The organism is Halosimplex aquaticum (assembly GCF_028747785.1).
Taxonomy (GTDB): Archaea; Halobacteriota; Halobacteria; order Halobacteriales; family Haloarculaceae; genus Halosimplex; species Halosimplex aquaticum.
In genome coordinates, this window is the sequence record NZ_CP118158.1 from 2,203,646 (window position 1) to 2,218,334 (window position 14,689).

Genomic DNA, 14,689 nt, shown 5'->3' on the forward strand with positions numbered 1-14,689 from the left:
GCGACGCGGCCGGCCGCGCAGTCGGGAGGATTATTTCGCTGGCGCGACACCGACGAGACACGATGCGCCGCCGAGACGTCGAGAACGACAACGGCAATCGGCTGATCTACTACGAGTTCGACGACGAGGCCAGCGGGGACGAGGCCCAGGGCGTCGAGACCGAGGGCGACGATCCCGGACGCGGCGGGGACGATGTCTGAACTGCGGTGGGACCCGGTCGGGCGAGAGTGGGTCATCACAGCCACCCACCGCCAGGACCGGACGTTCAAGCCTCCGAAGGACTACTGCCCGTTCTGCCCGCCGCGCGACGACGGCGTCCCGACCGCCGTGACCGAGTCGGACTTCGACATCGCCGTCGTCGAGAACGGCTTCCCCTCGCTCCAGGAGAACCCGCCGGACCCGGCGGTCGACGGCGACGACCTCCGTCCGGTCGAGCCCGCGAACGGGGTCTGCGAAGTCGTCCTCTACACGTCGGACCACGAGGCCGTCACGTCTGAGCTCCCGGCCTCCAAGTTCCGGAAGCTCGTCCGCGTCTGGCGGGACCGCTACCGCGATCTGGGGGCGCGCGAGGAGATCGACTACGTGTACCTCTTCGAGAACAAGGGCGAGGAGATGGGCGTCACCCTCCAGCACCCCCACGGGCAGATCTACGCCTACCCCTTCGTCCCGCCGACGATCGAGCGGGAACTCGACTCCAGTCGGGCCTACCACGAGGAATCGGGGGCGTGCCTGTTCTGTGACCTCGTCGCCGCGGAGGTCGCCGCCGGCGAGCGTGTCGTCGCGGAGAACGACTCGTTCGCCGCCGTCGTCCCCTTCTCGGCGCGGTACGCCTACGAAGTCCACGTCTACGCCAAGGAGCACCGTCCCTCGCTCGACGACTGCTCGGTCGCCGAGTGCCGCGATCTGGGGTCGCTGCTCAAGCGACTCCTGGTCGCGTACGACTCGCTGTTCGGCTTCGAGATGCCCTTCGTCATGGCCACCCACCAGCAGCCGACCGACGGGACCGGCGAGGACTACGCCCACTTCCACCTGGAGTTCTACCCGCCGTACCGGACAGCCGAGAAACTGAAGTACCTCGCCGGGAGCGAGCTCGGCGCCGGCACCTACATCAACAACAAGCTCCCCGAGGAAGCCGCGTCGGAACTCGCCGAACTCGTCCCCGAACGGGCCGAATGACGATGTGAGCCCCGTGCTGTCAGGAGCGGCGACCGACGACCCGCGACTGGACGTGCTCGGGGAACACGTCCGAAACGGCTCCTTCGCCGTACTCCGCGGCCAGCAGCGCCCGGAGTTCCGTCTCGTAGTCGCCGGTCGGTATCTCCTCGCTCGGTCCTGTCTCGACCTCCAGTAACCGCGCGGCCAGGTCGTCGATGGCGCTCCGGCCGTAGCCCGCGAGCGGCCGCAGGTAGTCGATCCCGTGGCGGTCTTCCAGGCTCTGGGCGAACGGGCGGTCGACGACCGGCGCGCGGTCGTCGCGACGCGTCCCGTCGGCGACCGCGTCGAACTCACGCCCACCGATCTCGGCGCGACTCGCGACCGTCTCCAGCGCGTGCTCGTGGACCAGTTGGATCCCCTCGCGCGGATAGCCGTCGTCGACCATCCGCGAGACGGCCTCCCGGGCCACCGACTCGTCCAGTTCCACCGTCTCGACGGGGAGTCCCACTCGCTCTCCCGCCTCGCGAGCGGTTTCGGCCACCGACGCCTCCCCGTCGAGACCCGGCCCGAACGTACAGCTACAGAGCGTCACGTCGTAGAACGGGTCGAGGAGCGCGGCGGCGAGCGCCGAGTCCTTGCCGGCGGAGAACAGCGTCGCGACCGTCGGCATTACCGCCGCTGGATGTCGAAGCTCTGCTGGTCGGGCTGGAGTTCCTTGAGGAGCGCCTTCATCTTCTCCTCGTCGATCTTGCCCTGGATGCGGCCGCTCTGGGCGAGCGCGAGCACCTGCTGTTCGACCTGCTCGCCGAACTCGGGCTTGGACATCTTCACCGTGTTGAGGCGCTTTCGCGCGCCGTCGGTGAGGTGCTTGCGCAGCATGGCCTTCTTCTGGGCCTCGCGCTGCTCGCGCTGGGCCTCCATGGCCTCCTCGTCGACGCCCTGGCCCTGACCGCCCTGTTCCTGCAACTGCTCCATCTTCTCCTGTCGGAGCTTCTCGAGCTCCTCGTCGTTCGGTTCTCCGCTCATGGGCGTACGTTGTCGAGTCGCCGGGAAAACGATTTCGGAGCCGCCCACCGCCCGAACGTGCGGCTTACGAGTCGGAATCGGCCGCGGAACGCACCGGTTACGAACCCGGCCCGCTGCCGAACAATCGGCTTACGCGATCGAAAGAGGGCCCAAAAGCCCGGTCACCGCGGCAGTCGCGCGGCAGTCGCGGCTACCGGTGGGGGAGCGCGGAGAAGTGAGAGACCGGTCTACGCGTAGCGTTCGAGGTCCGGACGGTCGAGGCCTTCGAGGACCTCGCCCGCGACCTCGTCGAGCAGCGCCTGCCCGTCGGCGGTGATGCGGCGGCCCTCGCCCTCGGCGGTCTGGACGTAGCCGGCGTCTTCGAGCTGCTGGAGCGCGGTGCGGACGACCTTGCCGCTCCCGTCGGTCGTCTGGTCCGGGCGGACCTGGTAGCGGTTCGAGCCCTGCTTGGAGTCGCCGTAGGCGGTGCGGAGCGCGCCGACCCCGACCGGCCCGTCGATGGCGACCTTCCGGAGGAGGCTGGCGGCGCGCAGCTGCCAGAAGTCCTCCTGCTCGGGCGGGAGTTCGCGACCGACGCCGGTCTTCGCGAAGGTGAACCAGTCGGGCTCTTCCACTGCGCCTTCGTCGGCGAGACGGTCCGCGACCGCCTCGTTCAGGGCTTCCGCGGGCACGTCGTAGAGTGTCGTCATTGCCACGTTCTTCCGGAGCGGCTCATTTAAGGGCATCGTTCGTCGCCCGCCCACGTCAGGGCGACACAGGGGGATCGGATACCGACACAGGGGGATCGGATACGGCCCGGTGATCGAGGCTCCGCGGTCAATCGCGGCTGCGGGCCCCGAGCGCGAAGGCGACGCCGCCGCCGACGACGGTCGGGAAGACGTACGTCGCACCGCGGTGGACGAGGACGGCCGCGCCCGCGACTCCCCCCGCGGTCCCGGTGGTTGAGATGAGGAGGGCGATCAGGACGGCGTCGACGCCGCCGAGGCCACCGGGAAGCGGGGTCATCCCGGCGACCGCGCCCATCGGGACGACGAGCAGGACCGCCGAGAACTCGACGGGGTGGCCGAGCGCGAACAGGGAGAGCCACAGCGACGTACACAGCGCGAGCCAGCCGAGCGCCGAGAAGCCGATCGCTTCGATCACCGTCGACCGACTGCCCGCGACGCGGTCGATGGCGGCGAAAAAGCCCTCGATGCGGCGCTCGATATCAGCGGTCGTCGGCGGCGACTTGCGCGGGATCACCCGCCCGAGGAAGCGAACGATCGGCGTGACCGCGCGGACGACGGCCGCTTCGAGTTCGTAGCGGAACTGCCAGCCGAAGTAGACGGCCGCCGGAATGCCGACGGCGAGGGCGACCAGCGCGCTCGTCGCGAACACGAGGTTGCGACCGAACTCCGCCGCGCCGGCGACGACGAACGTCAGGCCGACCAGCGCGTACGCGATGGAGGGGACGAAGTGGATGGCGTCGACAGAGGCGATTGCCGCGAGTCCCGTCTCGTACTCGCGGTCCGTCGCCCGCGAGATGAGGTAGCCGCTGACGGGTTCCCCGCCCGCCTGTCCGAACGGCGTGACGTTGTTCGAGAACACCGCGCCCGCGAAGACGAGGGCGCTCATCACGACGGAGATGGGGGCGTCGAGCGCGCCCAGGACCGTCCGGAGAGCCATCCCCCAGAGGAACAGCCAGACGACCGCCACCCCGAGGATGACCAGGAGATACTTGATCTCGATCCCCCGGAGCTGCGTCAGGATGTCCTCGATCCCGACGACCCACACGAGGGCTGCGAGGACGACCAGCGCACCGGCGAACCCGACGACCGTCGCCCACCTGTCCCCGTTCATGTCCACGAGGAGGGGCCTGCGCGGTTTGAACCCACCGGAGTGGCGCCGAGCGGCCGATCGACCGTCCAGAGAGTCCTCCGGGCCAGGCGGGCGAGTCGCGGACCGCCCCGGCCGAACCACAGGGGGTTTTGACCGGGGGAGCCAAGGCCGCCTATGGACGAACGGACCGCGCTGGGACTGCTCGCCGACCGCTTGCCGTCGGCGGGCGACGACGCAGCCGTCGTCGACGGGCAGGTCGTCACCACCGACATGCTACACGACCGGACGGACTTCCCCGACGGGACGACCCGCTACACCGCCGGCTGGCGCGCGGTCGGCGCCTCCCTCTCCGACGTCGCGGCGATGGGCGCCGCGGCGACCGCAGCCGTCGCCGTCTACGCCGCACCCTCCTTCGACGGCGCCGAACTCGCCGACTTCGTCGACGGCGCCGCCGACGTCTGCGAGTCCGTCGACGCCGAGTACGTCGGCGGCGACCTCGACGACCACGTCGAGTTCACGGTCGCCACCACCGCGCTCGGGGAGACCGACGATCCCGTCCTGCGGTCGGGCGCCCGACCCGGCGAGGCGGTCTGTGTGACGGGGACCCTGGGACGCAGCGCGGCCGCTCTCCGCCTGTTCGAACGCGGCGAGGTCGAGCGCGCGAACGCCCTCTTCCGCTTCTCCCCCCGGATCGCCGCCGGGCGCGCGCTCGCCGGGAGCGCGACGGCGATGATGGACTCCAGCGACGGCCTCGCCCGCTCGCTGCACCAGCTCGCCGAGGCCAGCGGCTGCGGGATGGCCGTCGAGTCACCCCTCCCCATCGACGAGTCCGTCGACGACGTCGCCGAGGACGGCGCGGACCGCCTGGAGCTCGGCGCGTTCTTCGGCGAGGACTTCGAGCTCGTCTGTACGGTCCCCGAGGACGAACTCGCAGCCGTCCGCGAGGACGTGCCCGTCGATCTGACCCGGATCGGGACCGTCGTCGAGCGCGAGGCGCTGGGCGCCTCGAACCAGCGCGGCGGAGCCGCGGAGAACCGCGTCACGCTGGACGGCGATGCGCTCCCGGATCGAGGATACACGCACTGAGCGCCGGAGAACCGACGGACAGTCACGCCGCCAGGATCTCGAAGGGGACGGGCGTGAAACAGAGGAGGCCGAGGCCGAGCGTCAGGACGCCGACGGCCTGGCGCCGGCGGCCGATCGGCTCGTCGCGGATCGGCGTCGCCGGGCCGGCGTAGGCCAACCCGCCGGCGATCACTCCCCAGAACGCCCAGAGGACAACCGCGTTCGTCGCTTCCTGGGAGAAGTAGAGGTAACCGGCGAGCCCGAACAGCGCCGCCGGGACCGCCGCGGCGACCGTCTCCTGGCGCGGGCCGAGGATGGCGCGGACGATGTGCCCGCCGTCGAACTGCCCGACCGGCAGGAGGTTCAGGAAGGTGACGAACATGCCGACCCAGCCGCCGAAGATGACGGGGTTGGCGGCCAACGACGGGTCCGAGTACGAGAGTGGCTGGCCGGTCAGCTCGGCGAGGATGACCAGCAAGAGCGGGTCGTTGAACCGCAGCGAGGTCGACGACCCCGCGATCACCCGCTCTGGCACCGTGATCGGGTCGAGGTGCAGGCCGACGACGGTGACCACGACCGTCGCGACGAGTCCCGCGAGCGGTCCCGAGACGCCGATGTCGAACAGCGCCTTGCGGTCGGGGATCCGTCCGCGCATCCGGATGACCGCGCCCATCGTCCCGATGAGCGAGGGGAACGGGATGAAGTAGGGCAGGCTCGCGTCGACGTCGTGGTAGCGGATCATGACGTAGTGGCCAAACTCGTGGACCGCGAGGACGCCCAGGATCGCCGCGGTGAACGGCCACGCCTCCAGCAGGGAGAACGGCCCGTCGATCTCCACGTAGTACCACTGCGTCCCCACCAGGAGCGTCGAGAACACCGTCAGCACGAAGAAGACGATGTTCGCCCACGGGATCCCGTCGATGTGAGGCGAGCGGGGCTCCGCGACGAGGACGTACTGCGGCCGCGACGGCCCGAAGCGGTCCTCGACGAGCGTCGTCTCGCCGAAGGGCGCCTCCGACTGGGCGCGCGTCGTCAGCGACACGTCGTAGCCCTCCTCGCGGAACAGCTCCCAGAGCTCGCGCTCCAGCGCCTCCGCGGACGCCAGCGGCGTCCCCAGGTAGTAGATCGTGTCGTCGTCACCGACGCGAACGTCGGCCACCTGGAAGACCGACTGCACGGCATCGACCGGCGGCCCGGCCGCCGGCTCGGGACGCTCGTCCATCGGTGCGAGGTTGGGCGTACCCGGGTATAAATCCCGGGAAGAAACGGACGGTAACGGGATCGGGACCCGCCCTGTGACTGAAGCGAGCCCCGACGACGGACCGCCGGAGAAGTGGGGAACCGGGACGCCGTGGCAGCGGGCCACCGCGTCGCCGCGTATCAGGGAACGTGTGTGACGTCGGAGTGGGGTCGTGCTTGGTGTGTGGTGGGTACGCGTGTGGTGGTTGACGCGTGTTCCAGTGTGGTGGCGGGCCGTGTGTGTTAGTGGGGTCGGTGTGGGTTCGTGCGTTCGTGCGGGTTCGTGGCGGGGTCTCAGTGGTTAACCGCGGGCGGACCGGCTCGACTCACTACGCGCGTTCGACGCGCCACGTGGTCGCGCTCGTGTAGGACCACTTCTCGACTTCGAGTTCCGTCGCGGAGTCGCGGATCTTCACCATCAGCGCGCCGATCTCCTTGGGCGACAGGCCGACTTCGTCCGCGATGAACTTGCTCTTGAAGTACATCTCACCGTCTTCGGCCTTCTGCGCGAGATAGGCCTTGAGTCGCTCTTCTTTCGACGGCTCGTCTTCGGTGGAGGGCTGTAGTATCGAGCTCATGTTGACACCTCGCTCCATTCTGTGACCCCTGTATCCATATAAAGGCGGGAAGCTTCGGTTCGCTTCGTGTCGTTTCACAGACTTTCCGGCCAAAACGGGGTAAATTCGATCGTTTAGAACGTTTTCTAATTCGTTTAGACGTTTTATAACCTACTCAGAACCCGTTATCTGGACCCGTGAAGAGCGCGCACGACCGCGGTTCGAACCGCTTTCTGAACGGCGGTTCAGCCCGATATTGAGGCAACAATTTCTGGTACTGGCGAACGTGTCGCCGGGTGCGGGTCTGGGAGTGCCCCGTCGGATGGGGCCCAGCGGGAGGCCCCGACCAGTGACCGGATCGGGCCGTCGCGGCTTGACAACCCTTAAGACGGCATCGCGGTTACGCCGTGCCAATGAAAGTAGTCGTCTCTATCGGCGGGAGCGTCCTCGTCCCGTCGGTGAGTCCGGAGCGGGTCCGGGCCTACGCCGACGCGCTCGAATCGCTGGACGCGGACGGGTACACGCTCGGGACAGTCGTCGGCGGCGGCCCGACCGCGCGGGAGTACATCACCGCCGCACGCGACCTGGGCGCAAACGAGATCGAACTCGACCAGATCGGCATCTCCGTGACGCGCCTGAACGGGCGACTCCTCATCGCGGCGCTGGACGAGCGGGCCGCGCCCACGCCGCCGGAGGACTACGACACCGGCCGCGAGGCCATCCGCCGCGGCGACATCCCCGTCATGGGCGGGACCGTCGCCGGCCAGACGACCGACGCCGTCAGCGCGGCCTTCGCCGAGTACGTCAACGCCGATCTGCTCGTCTACGCCACGAGCGTCGACGGCGTCTACGAGGCCGACCCCGGCGAGGACCCCGAGGCCTCGAAGTTCGCGGAGATCAGCGCCGACGACCTGGTCGACCTGATCGCCGACCTGGAGATGGACGCCGGGAGTAACGCCCCCGTCGATCTGCTCGCCGCGAAGATCGTCCAGCGCTCGGGCATCCGGACCATCGTCCTCGACGGCGACGACCCCGAACGCGTCGAGCGAGCGATCCGGACGGGCGACCACGACGGCACCGACGTCGTCCCCCAGGGCGTGGGTGAACCGCCAGCCGAATGGACCGACCGATGACCGACCTGGTGACAGCATGAGCGAGAGCGAACCCGACGACGCGGGCGCGACCGCGAGCGCCGACGGAACGGCCGACGCCGACCGGACCGACGCCCCCAGCGAGACCGAATCGGCGGACGACACCCGCACCGACGGGACCGACGGCGAGAGCCGCTATGCCTTCTGGGCCGACGAGGTCGCCGACGCCGTCGAGGCGCGCGACCCCGAGGAGCCCATCGTGATCAAAGGCGGCATCTCCCCCTCGGGCGTCCCGCACCTCGGCAACGTCAACGAGATCATGCGCGGTTACTTCGTCGCCGAGGTCCTGCGCGAGCGCGGCTGGGAGGTCCGGCAGGTGTTCACCACGGACGACCGCGACCCCCTGCGGAAGCTCCCGCGGAAACTCGCCGACCTGGACGGTAACATCGTGGATCTGGGCGACGTGAACGCGGGCGCCCTGGGCAAGAACCTCGGGCACGCGTACACGGACATCCCCGATCCCTTCGGTTGCTGTGACTCCTACGGCGAGCACTTCTCGACGCTCATCGCCGAGTCCGCAGAGCTGCTCGACGCCCCGATCGACGTCGTCTCGACCACCGAACTGTACGAGTCCGGCCGAATGGACGACGTGGTCGAACACGTCCTGCGAAACCGCGAGCAGGCCCGCGACGTTCTCTCGGAGTACCAGGACAAGGTCGACGAGGACTACGTCCCGTTCAACCCCTTCTGCTCGAACTGCGGGAAGGTGACCGAGACGGTGACTGCAGTCGACGTCGACGACCGGACGGTCGAGTACCGCTGCACCGACATCGAGGCCGGCAACCGCACCATCGAGGGCTGCGGCCACGAGGGGACTGCCACGTTCCGCGAGGGCAAGCTCCCCTGGCGCTTCGAGTGGCCCGCCCAGTGGCAGGTGCTCGGCGTCGACTTCGAGCCGTTCGGCAAGGACCACGCCGAGGGGTCGTGGCCCTCCGGCGTCGACATCGCCGAGAACGTCCTCGGCATCGAGCCGCCGGAGCCGATGGTCTACGAGTGGTTCACCCTCGACGGCGAGCCGTTCTCCTCCTCGGAGGGGAACATCGTCCTCGTCCACGACGTGCTGGAGATGCTCGAACCCGAGGTCCTCCGGTACTTCTTCGCGAAGGACCCGAACAAGGCCCGCGACTTCAGTATCGAGCGCCTCGACCAGCTGGTCGACGAGTTCGACCGCGTCGAACGGCTCTACTTCGGCGAGGAGTCGGGCACCGACAAGGAGACCCGGCGCGCCGAGCGCGCCTACCCGTTCGCACTCTCGCTGGCCGACGTGCCCCCGGAGGCGCTGGCCGCGAGCGACCTGTTCGAGGAGGTCGCCGACGGCGAGGACGGCCACGCCGTCGCCTTCGACCACAACGACGCCCGGGACAGGGAGCGCCGCCGCGAGTTCGTCGACGGCGAGTTCGCGGACCGGGTGCGCCTCCCCTACACGTTCGCCGCGGTACTGGGGATGTTCGACGACGCGGAAGCGCGCGCGGAGACGGCCCGGAAAGAGGGCCACGTCGCCGACGACGACCCCGCCTGGGCCGTCGAGGACGCCTTCGGCCGCGTCGACCTCGCCAGCGAGTGGGCCGACCGAACAGACAACGAGTACAACTACACCGTCGCCCGCGCCGAGATGCCCGACGTCTCCGTCGACGAGGCGACCGCCGCCGCGCTCGACGACCTGGCGGACTTCGTCGCCGAAGGCCACGACGGCGAAGCCATCCAGGGCGAGATCTACGAGACCGCGCGCCGCCACGACCTGGAGGTCGGCGACTTCTTCGCCGTCGGCTACCAGCTGTTCTTCGGCGTCGAGGAAGGGCCGCAGCTGGGGCACTTCCTGGGCGACCTCGACCGCGAGTTCGTCGTCGAGCGGTTGCGGCGAGAGCGGTAGACTGGTCGTCAGTTTTCGAGGCCCGGCAGTGCTCAGTGGGTATGCTTGTTGAGCGGTTGTTTCTGATCAGATCGGTGTGGAAATAAGCCGGGTTGGAGCGACCGCAGCCAACAGCAGGCGTTGAAAGCCCTCGGCGCGCTCGCTCACGGGTCGCTCCGCTCCCCGTTCGCGTGTCGAGGTGCTCCCTGCGGTCGCGCCTCGCACTCGCGGTCGCTGAGCGGGATATTCTCGCTCGCTGCGCTCGCTCGAATAGAGCCCGCTTAGGCGACTAGATAAACGCGAGCCCGCCTCGCCCTTTCAGTCCACCAGGAACAGCAGAACCGCGGCCGCACAGCACCGCAGACAGCCTCACACCTCCCCAACCGACTGCGGTGCTCGCTCCGCTGCGCTCCTCATCCCTCGCGCGACTGCTGTCGCGGGATGAAACCCGCGACAGCGCGCGCCACCGCAGTTGTTCACTCTCTGGGCTGTGTTGAGCATCCGGCGCCGAAGGCGCCGGTTCACCGTCAGAGCAAGCTCTGACGAGCCTGCGGTCGTTCGCGGTGCTCACTCCCGCAGACACCGAACTCGCGCTCCGCGCGAGTTCGGCCTTTTTCACCCATGTTTTTGGCTGGGGGGGGTCGCCTACGGCGACCCCCCCAGCGAAAAAGATGGAGGGGTTTATTGGCGTGATACCGCTAGACGGGCGCGTGGAATCGCCGTTCGACGTTCTCTCGGTTGCCCCCGACGCCGACGAGGAGGAGATAAAGGAGGCCTACCGGGAGCGGATCAAAGAGGCGCACCCCGACCACGGGGGATCGGCCCGCGAATTCCAGCTCGTGAGGGCCGCCTACGAGGAGATCAAGAACGGAGACGCCGCGGTTGACGGCGAAGCGGACGGCGGTGACGGGGGAATCACCGGCGAGGCCGCGGACGGAGAGGCCCGCGAACCGGAGCGCGAGGAGCCGCGGCGGACCCAGCGCTGTCGAGTCGAGTACCTCAACTACGAGGTGCTGGACGACCACGGCTGGGACATCGACGACGAGGACCTCTTCGAGGAGGCGGCGAACGGAGGGCTGGACAGGGAAGACTACGGCCAGTTCTGGGTGCGGCCGCGCGAGTCGCTGCTCGAAGCGGCCGAGCGACACGGGTTCGCCTGGCCGTTCGCCTGCCGGGGGGGCGCCTGCGCCAACTGCGCGATCATCATCCTCGAAGGGGAGATGCGGACCCGCGTCGATCACGTGCTCCCGCCGGAGATGCTCGACAAGGGATTCCAGCTCTCGTGCAACGGGATGCCGGTCTCCGACGAGTTGCAGGTACTCTACAACGTCAAGCACATGCCGGAACTGGAGGAGTTGCTCCTCCCGCCGCGGCCGTGGGAACAAGCGCACGACGACTGAGTGTGGGACGGAGAGGCACGCCACCACGAGGCTTTTGTGCCGATGCGGCGACCCGCCCGACGTGACACACTGGACCGACCGGCTCTTTCGCGAGCAGGCGGACCTGTTCGCGGATAGCTTCGAGGACATGTTCGAGGCGGCCGACGAAGCGGTCGACGCGCTGCTCGACCTATTGGCCGAAGAATACGACTGTGATCCCGAGCAATCGCTGGATATCGCCTGCGGCGTCGGCCGGCACGTGCTCGCGTTCGCCGACCGCGGCGTCGACGCGGAGGGGCTCGACTTCTCCGCCGAGTTCGTCGGGCGAGCGCGCGAGCGGGCGAGCGACCGCGGGCTGGGCGACCGGACGGAGTTCCACGTGGCCGACATGCGCGACCTGGGCGAGTGGTCGGGCTCGTACGACCTGATCACGGTCTTCTGGAACTCGCTGGGGTACTACGGGCGGGAGACGGACCTGCAGGTCCTCGCCGACGCTCGCGAGCTGCTGGCCGAGGACGGCGTGCTAGTCGTCGAGCAGTCGAACCGTGACTTCTTCCTGCGGAACTTCGACGCGGCGACCGTCAGTGAGGACGACGACCGCTTCTCGGTGTACCGCCAGGAGTTCGACGTCGAGACCGGCCGGTTCTCGACGCGTATCGACGTCTTCGACGCGGCGGGAGAAGGGTACGACTACGTCGACCGGATGGAGTGGGAGAACAGGCTCTACGCGCCGCCGGTGCTCCGGGAGCTCTGCGAGGACGCGGGATTCGAGGACGTGGCACTGTTCGGCGGGTTCGACGGGGGCGACCTGTCGCTGGAGTCGGAGACGGTCGTGACGATAGCGCGGTGAACGTTCGGAACGGTGCAGTCGGGCGGGAGCGCGGTGGACGGTCCGGGAGTACGGTGAGCAGTCGCGGCGCGACAGCGCGACGGGAGCCGCCCGCTCACCCGCCGCCGAACTCCCAGCCGGCGCTCTCGAGGCGTTTCTCCTCGACGCGGTCGAGCGCCTCTTCGTACGGGTCGGCCTCGTGGTGCGGCCGCTCGGCCGCGAGGTCGCGGGCGCGCTCGAACCAGGCCTCCGCGTCCTCGTAGCGGTCGCCGGCTTCGTCGTCGTCGGCGCTGTCGTCGCCCTCGCGTTCGAGGGCGGCGGCGTGTGCACTCATCGCTTCGAGCAGCCCCGCCGTCACCCACGTCAGCTGGTATTCGAGGGCGTCCTCGGAGACGGGCGCGTACCCGTTCCAGCCCGCGTCGGTCGCGGCGCGGTAGCGGTCGAACGCTTCCTCCCAGGCGTCGACGGCGACCGTCGCATCCTCCGCCGAGAGCGCCGTCTCGCAGCGCCCCGCGGCGTCGTCGAGGAACCCTTCCCCGGCCGCGCGGAGGTCGGACTCGAGGGAGTCCAGTCGGTCCGCGGCGCCCTCTGGCGGGTGGTCGACGTCGTCGAGGGACTCGCGGGCCTCCTCGATGGCCTCGGCGGCGTCGACGTAGGCCTCGCAGGCCTCGCCGTAGTCCCCGTCTTCGAGCGCCGTCTCGACCGTCTCGTAGGCGGACACGGCGCGGTCGAGCCACGCGGTCACTGTGGTGTGTTCGAGCTCCTCGACGACCGCGTTGACCTCCGTGCGGATCTTCTGCTCGGGGGCGCGGTCCTCGCGGGTCGCACAGCGCCGGGCCTGCGAGAACTGCGAGCGCGCCGAGAGCGCGTGCTGGTTCGGGTCCTTGCCCCGCTGGCACGCGTCCTCATAGGCGGCGATGGCGTCGCGGGCGTGCGCGAGCGCCGCGGCCATGTCGGACCACGACGAGCCGACGGCATCGATGTAGTCCTCCGCTTCCTCGACGTCGCCCTCGTCGGGGTCGAAGACGACCGTCTCGTCGTCGGTCTGGACCTCGAGCTTGCTGTTGAGTAGGCCCTTGCGGACGTGGCTCGTCTCGAGGTCGGTCAGCTCGAAGGCGATCTCGGGCTCCTCGGGCTTGTCGCCGAGGATCCACAGCACCCGTTCGTCGGTGACGAGCATGTACGCGCCGTGGTCGCCGCTCGATTCGATCGTCGTCGTTCGACCGTCCTGCGTGTGTTCTATCGTCCCGTCGTTAGCGAGCGCGTGCGCTAACTGCTCGCCCTCTCGCAACATGTCCCCCAGATGCTCCGCGTCGGCGTCCCCCGACCCGGACCCACCGGATATGGCGTCGTTGACTCGGTCGAACATTGCCCTGTTTCCTTGCCCCTATTTCTGCGAGGGTAGGTAATAAACTTCGGTGTAGGTTCACGACGTGAAACAACCGCTTGATCGGCTGTGGCGGACGTCTGTTCGGAGTCCACGCCGGCCCGACCGGCGCGGCCGTGCGAAGCGCTCCCTCGGAATCCTTTTCCGCGGATAGAGCATATCGTCTGGCAACAATGGGCATCGGCGGATCGGACATGTACCGACAGCAGATCCTCGACCACTACAAGAACCCCCGGAACTTCGGGGAGATCGAGGACGCCACGTTCACCCACGTCGGCGAGAACCCGATGTGCGGCGACACCATCGAGATGGACGTCGTGCTCGACGACGACGAGGAAGTCATCGAGCGCGTCGCCTTCCGCGGCGACGGCTGCGCCATCTCGCAGGCGTCCGCTTCGATGCTCTCGGAGCAGCTCACGGGCATGCCCGTCGAGGATCTGGAGGAGATGGACAGGGACGACGTGATCGACATGCTCGGCGTCGATATCTCGCCGATGCGCGTCAAGTGCGCCGTCCTCGCCGAGAAGGTCGCACAGGACGGCGCGGAGATCTACTTCGGCGAGAAAAACGTCGACAAGACGACGACCGAGGACGACGAGGAATAAGCCGGCGCGAGCACTCGGATATTTTCCGGCCGAATCGCCGGCCGCGGACGCGATTTCTTCAGGCGGAGCCCTCAGCTCACGTCGTCGGGTTCGACCACGGTCGTCTCGTCGTCGATGCCGTGGTCGATCTCGACGGCGTGGCGGGTGTGTCTGGCGTGGATCTTCGCCCAGCGCTCGGCGGCGTGGCGGACGAGGTGTTCGGAGCCTTCCGGACAGCGGCGACACTCCGCGAGCCAGGTGGTCACGTCGTCGGGGAAGTGGCCCGTGTGACGCTTGTGGTCGAGCGCGAACTGTTCGACCGCCTGGTTCCCGACGCCGAGGTCGTCGAGTTCGTAACCGAGGTCCCACTCTCGGTCGCAGCGCGAGCAACTGACCGTCGGCGTGTCGTCGAGCTCCGTCACCGACGGAGCGCCGCCTTCGGGATCGCCGTCATCGGGGCCGTCGCGACCGGGTCCGGGGCCACCCCGTCCCTCGTCGGGATCGCCGTCCCCGCCGTGAGTATCGTCTGGCACGGCCGACCGTTGTGCCGCGACGGCCTTGTCTCTGTTGGGGTCGGCCGAAACCGGGACGTATTTCCCCGCGAACGCGCCTCCACCGACAACGACGCAGATGACGCGACCGTTCGCCCG

The 14,689-nt window shown here is 68.8% G+C and carries 16 protein-coding genes; 8 read left to right on the plus strand and 8 right to left on the minus strand.

From position 1 onward, the window contains the following. Positions 1 to 62 precede the first annotated feature (62 nt). The gene (locus PSC72_RS11140) at positions 63 to 200 is read left to right on the plus strand and encodes a hypothetical protein (protein WP_274325946.1); all 138 of its coding nucleotides are present in this window, start codon (positions 63 to 65) and stop codon (positions 198 to 200) included. Further along, a complete protein-coding gene (galT, locus tag PSC72_RS11145) occupies positions 193 to 1,176 on the plus strand; it encodes a galactose-1-phosphate uridylyltransferase (RefSeq protein WP_274325947.1) in 984 nt (327 codons plus the stop codon). The genes PSC72_RS11140 and galT overlap by 8 nt, the downstream gene beginning before the upstream one ends. Before the next feature lie 19 nt (positions 1,177 to 1,195). Here galT and PSC72_RS11150 read toward each other — a convergent pair whose 3' ends face one another. The 4 genes from PSC72_RS11150 to PSC72_RS11165 form a co-directional block, all read right to left on the minus strand. Beyond that, entirely contained in the window at positions 1,196 to 1,825 is a 630-nt protein-coding gene (locus PSC72_RS11150; protein WP_274325948.1) for a DUF7411 family protein, read from the minus strand. Further along, the gene (locus PSC72_RS11155) at positions 1,825 to 2,181 is read right to left on the minus strand and encodes a DNA-binding protein (protein WP_274325949.1); all 357 of its coding nucleotides are present in this window, start codon (positions 2,179 to 2,181) and stop codon (positions 1,825 to 1,827) included. Before PSC72_RS11155 ends, PSC72_RS11150 begins: the two co-directional genes overlap by 1 nt. A gap of 227 nt (positions 2,182 to 2,408) precedes the next feature. Next, positions 2,409 to 2,870, minus strand: coding sequence for a 30S ribosomal protein S19e (locus PSC72_RS11160; protein WP_274325950.1), 462 nt, complete (start codon positions 2,868 to 2,870; stop codon positions 2,409 to 2,411). 127 nt (positions 2,871 to 2,997) lie between these two features. Continuing rightward, positions 2,998 to 4,020 carry a lysylphosphatidylglycerol synthase transmembrane domain-containing protein gene (locus PSC72_RS11165; RefSeq protein ID WP_274325951.1) on the minus strand — a complete coding sequence of 341 codons (1,023 nt, stop codon included), beginning with the start codon at positions 4,018 to 4,020 and terminating at the stop codon, positions 2,998 to 3,000. Between the two features lie 153 nt (positions 4,021 to 4,173). Between PSC72_RS11165 and thiL the strand changes: the two genes are divergently transcribed. Then, complete coding sequence (thiL, locus tag PSC72_RS11170; protein WP_274325952.1) at positions 4,174 to 5,085, plus strand: thiamine-phosphate kinase; 912 nt, start codon at positions 4,174 to 4,176, stop codon at positions 5,083 to 5,085. Between the two features lie 22 nt (positions 5,086 to 5,107). Here the strand turns inward: thiL and PSC72_RS11175 are convergent, their stop codons facing one another. Continuing rightward, a complete protein-coding gene (locus PSC72_RS11175) occupies positions 5,108 to 6,286 on the minus strand; it encodes a site-2 protease family protein (RefSeq protein ID WP_274325953.1) in 1,179 nt (392 codons plus the stop codon). A 346-nt stretch (positions 6,287 to 6,632) separates the two neighbouring features. Further along, positions 6,633 to 6,881 carry a DUF7123 family protein gene (locus PSC72_RS11180; RefSeq protein WP_274325954.1) on the minus strand — a complete coding sequence of 83 codons (249 nt, stop codon included), beginning with the start codon at positions 6,879 to 6,881 and terminating at the stop codon, positions 6,633 to 6,635. A 392-nt stretch (positions 6,882 to 7,273) separates the two neighbouring features. Between PSC72_RS11180 and pyrH the strand changes: the two genes are divergently transcribed. The 4 genes from pyrH (at position 7,274) to PSC72_RS11200 (ending at position 12,089) form a co-directional block, all read left to right on the plus strand. After that, complete coding sequence (gene pyrH, locus PSC72_RS11185; RefSeq protein WP_274325955.1) at positions 7,274 to 7,993, plus strand: UMP kinase; 720 nt, start codon at positions 7,274 to 7,276, stop codon at positions 7,991 to 7,993. Positions 7,994 to 8,009: 16 nt separating this feature from the next. Continuing rightward, the gene (lysS, locus tag PSC72_RS11190) at positions 8,010 to 9,881 is read left to right on the plus strand and encodes a lysine--tRNA ligase (RefSeq protein ID WP_274325956.1); all 1,872 of its coding nucleotides are present in this window, start codon (positions 8,010 to 8,012) and stop codon (positions 9,879 to 9,881) included. Between the two features lie 689 nt (positions 9,882 to 10,570). Further along, positions 10,571 to 11,260, plus strand: coding sequence for a ferredoxin Fer (gene fer / locus PSC72_RS11195; RefSeq protein ID WP_274325957.1), 690 nt, complete (start codon positions 10,571 to 10,573; stop codon positions 11,258 to 11,260). Positions 11,261 to 11,321: 61 nt separating this feature from the next. Then, entirely contained in the window at positions 11,322 to 12,089 is a 768-nt protein-coding gene (locus PSC72_RS11200) for an SAM-dependent methyltransferase (protein ID WP_274325958.1), read from the plus strand. 94 nt (positions 12,090 to 12,183) lie between these two features. Here PSC72_RS11200 and PSC72_RS11205 read toward each other — a convergent pair whose 3' ends face one another. Continuing rightward, the gene (locus PSC72_RS11205) at positions 12,184 to 13,437 is read right to left on the minus strand and encodes a PH domain-containing protein (RefSeq protein WP_274325959.1); all 1,254 of its coding nucleotides are present in this window, start codon (positions 13,435 to 13,437) and stop codon (positions 12,184 to 12,186) included. 191 nt (positions 13,438 to 13,628) lie between these two features. Here PSC72_RS11205 and sufU point away from each other — a divergent pair, with 191 nt between their 5' ends. After that, the gene (gene sufU, locus PSC72_RS11210) at positions 13,629 to 14,060 is read left to right on the plus strand and encodes a Fe-S cluster assembly sulfur transfer protein SufU (RefSeq protein ID WP_274325960.1); all 432 of its coding nucleotides are present in this window, start codon (positions 13,629 to 13,631) and stop codon (positions 14,058 to 14,060) included. 71 nt (positions 14,061 to 14,131) lie between these two features. Here sufU and PSC72_RS11215 read toward each other — a convergent pair whose 3' ends face one another. Beyond that, on the minus strand, positions 14,132 to 14,461 hold the full coding sequence (locus PSC72_RS11215) for a hypothetical protein (RefSeq protein WP_274326167.1): 330 nt from the start codon (positions 14,459 to 14,461) through the stop codon (positions 14,132 to 14,134). Positions 14,462 to 14,689: the final 228 nt, after the last annotated feature.

What these genes read in the sequence shown, in the direction of transcription:
- PSC72_RS11205 (WP_274325959.1), bottom strand. Translation starts at nt 13,437, where the DNA reads ATGTTCGACCGAGTCAACGACGCCATATCCGGTGGGTCCGGGTCGGGG.
- PSC72_RS11175 (WP_274325953.1), bottom strand. Translation starts at nt 6,286, where the DNA reads ATGGACGAGCGTCCCGAGCCGGCGGCCGGGCCGCCGGTCGATGCCGTG.
- PSC72_RS11150 (WP_274325948.1), bottom strand. Translation starts at nt 1,825, where the DNA reads ATGCCGACGGTCGCGACGCTGTTCTCCGCCGGCAAGGACTCGGCGCTC.
- sufU (WP_274325960.1), top strand. Translation starts at nt 13,629, where the DNA reads ATGGGCATCGGCGGATCGGACATGTACCGACAGCAGATCCTCGACCAC.
- PSC72_RS11160 (WP_274325950.1), bottom strand. Translation starts at nt 2,870, where the DNA reads ATGACGACACTCTACGACGTGCCCGCGGAAGCCCTGAACGAGGCGGTC.
- PSC72_RS11180 (WP_274325954.1), bottom strand. Translation starts at nt 6,881, where the DNA reads ATGAGCTCGATACTACAGCCCTCCACCGAAGACGAGCCGTCGAAAGAA.
- PSC72_RS11140 (WP_274325946.1), top strand. Translation starts at nt 63, where the DNA reads ATGCGCCGCCGAGACGTCGAGAACGACAACGGCAATCGGCTGATCTAC.
- PSC72_RS11165 (WP_274325951.1), bottom strand. Translation starts at nt 4,020, where the DNA reads ATGAACGGGGACAGGTGGGCGACGGTCGTCGGGTTCGCCGGTGCGCTG.
- pyrH (WP_274325955.1), top strand. Translation starts at nt 7,274, where the DNA reads ATGAAAGTAGTCGTCTCTATCGGCGGGAGCGTCCTCGTCCCGTCGGTG.
- PSC72_RS11155 (WP_274325949.1), bottom strand. Translation starts at nt 2,181, where the DNA reads ATGAGCGGAGAACCGAACGACGAGGAGCTCGAGAAGCTCCGACAGGAG.
- thiL (WP_274325952.1), top strand. Translation starts at nt 4,174, where the DNA reads ATGGACGAACGGACCGCGCTGGGACTGCTCGCCGACCGCTTGCCGTCG.
- lysS (WP_274325956.1), top strand. Translation starts at nt 8,010, where the DNA reads ATGAGCGAGAGCGAACCCGACGACGCGGGCGCGACCGCGAGCGCCGAC.
- galT (WP_274325947.1), top strand. Translation starts at nt 193, where the DNA reads ATGTCTGAACTGCGGTGGGACCCGGTCGGGCGAGAGTGGGTCATCACA.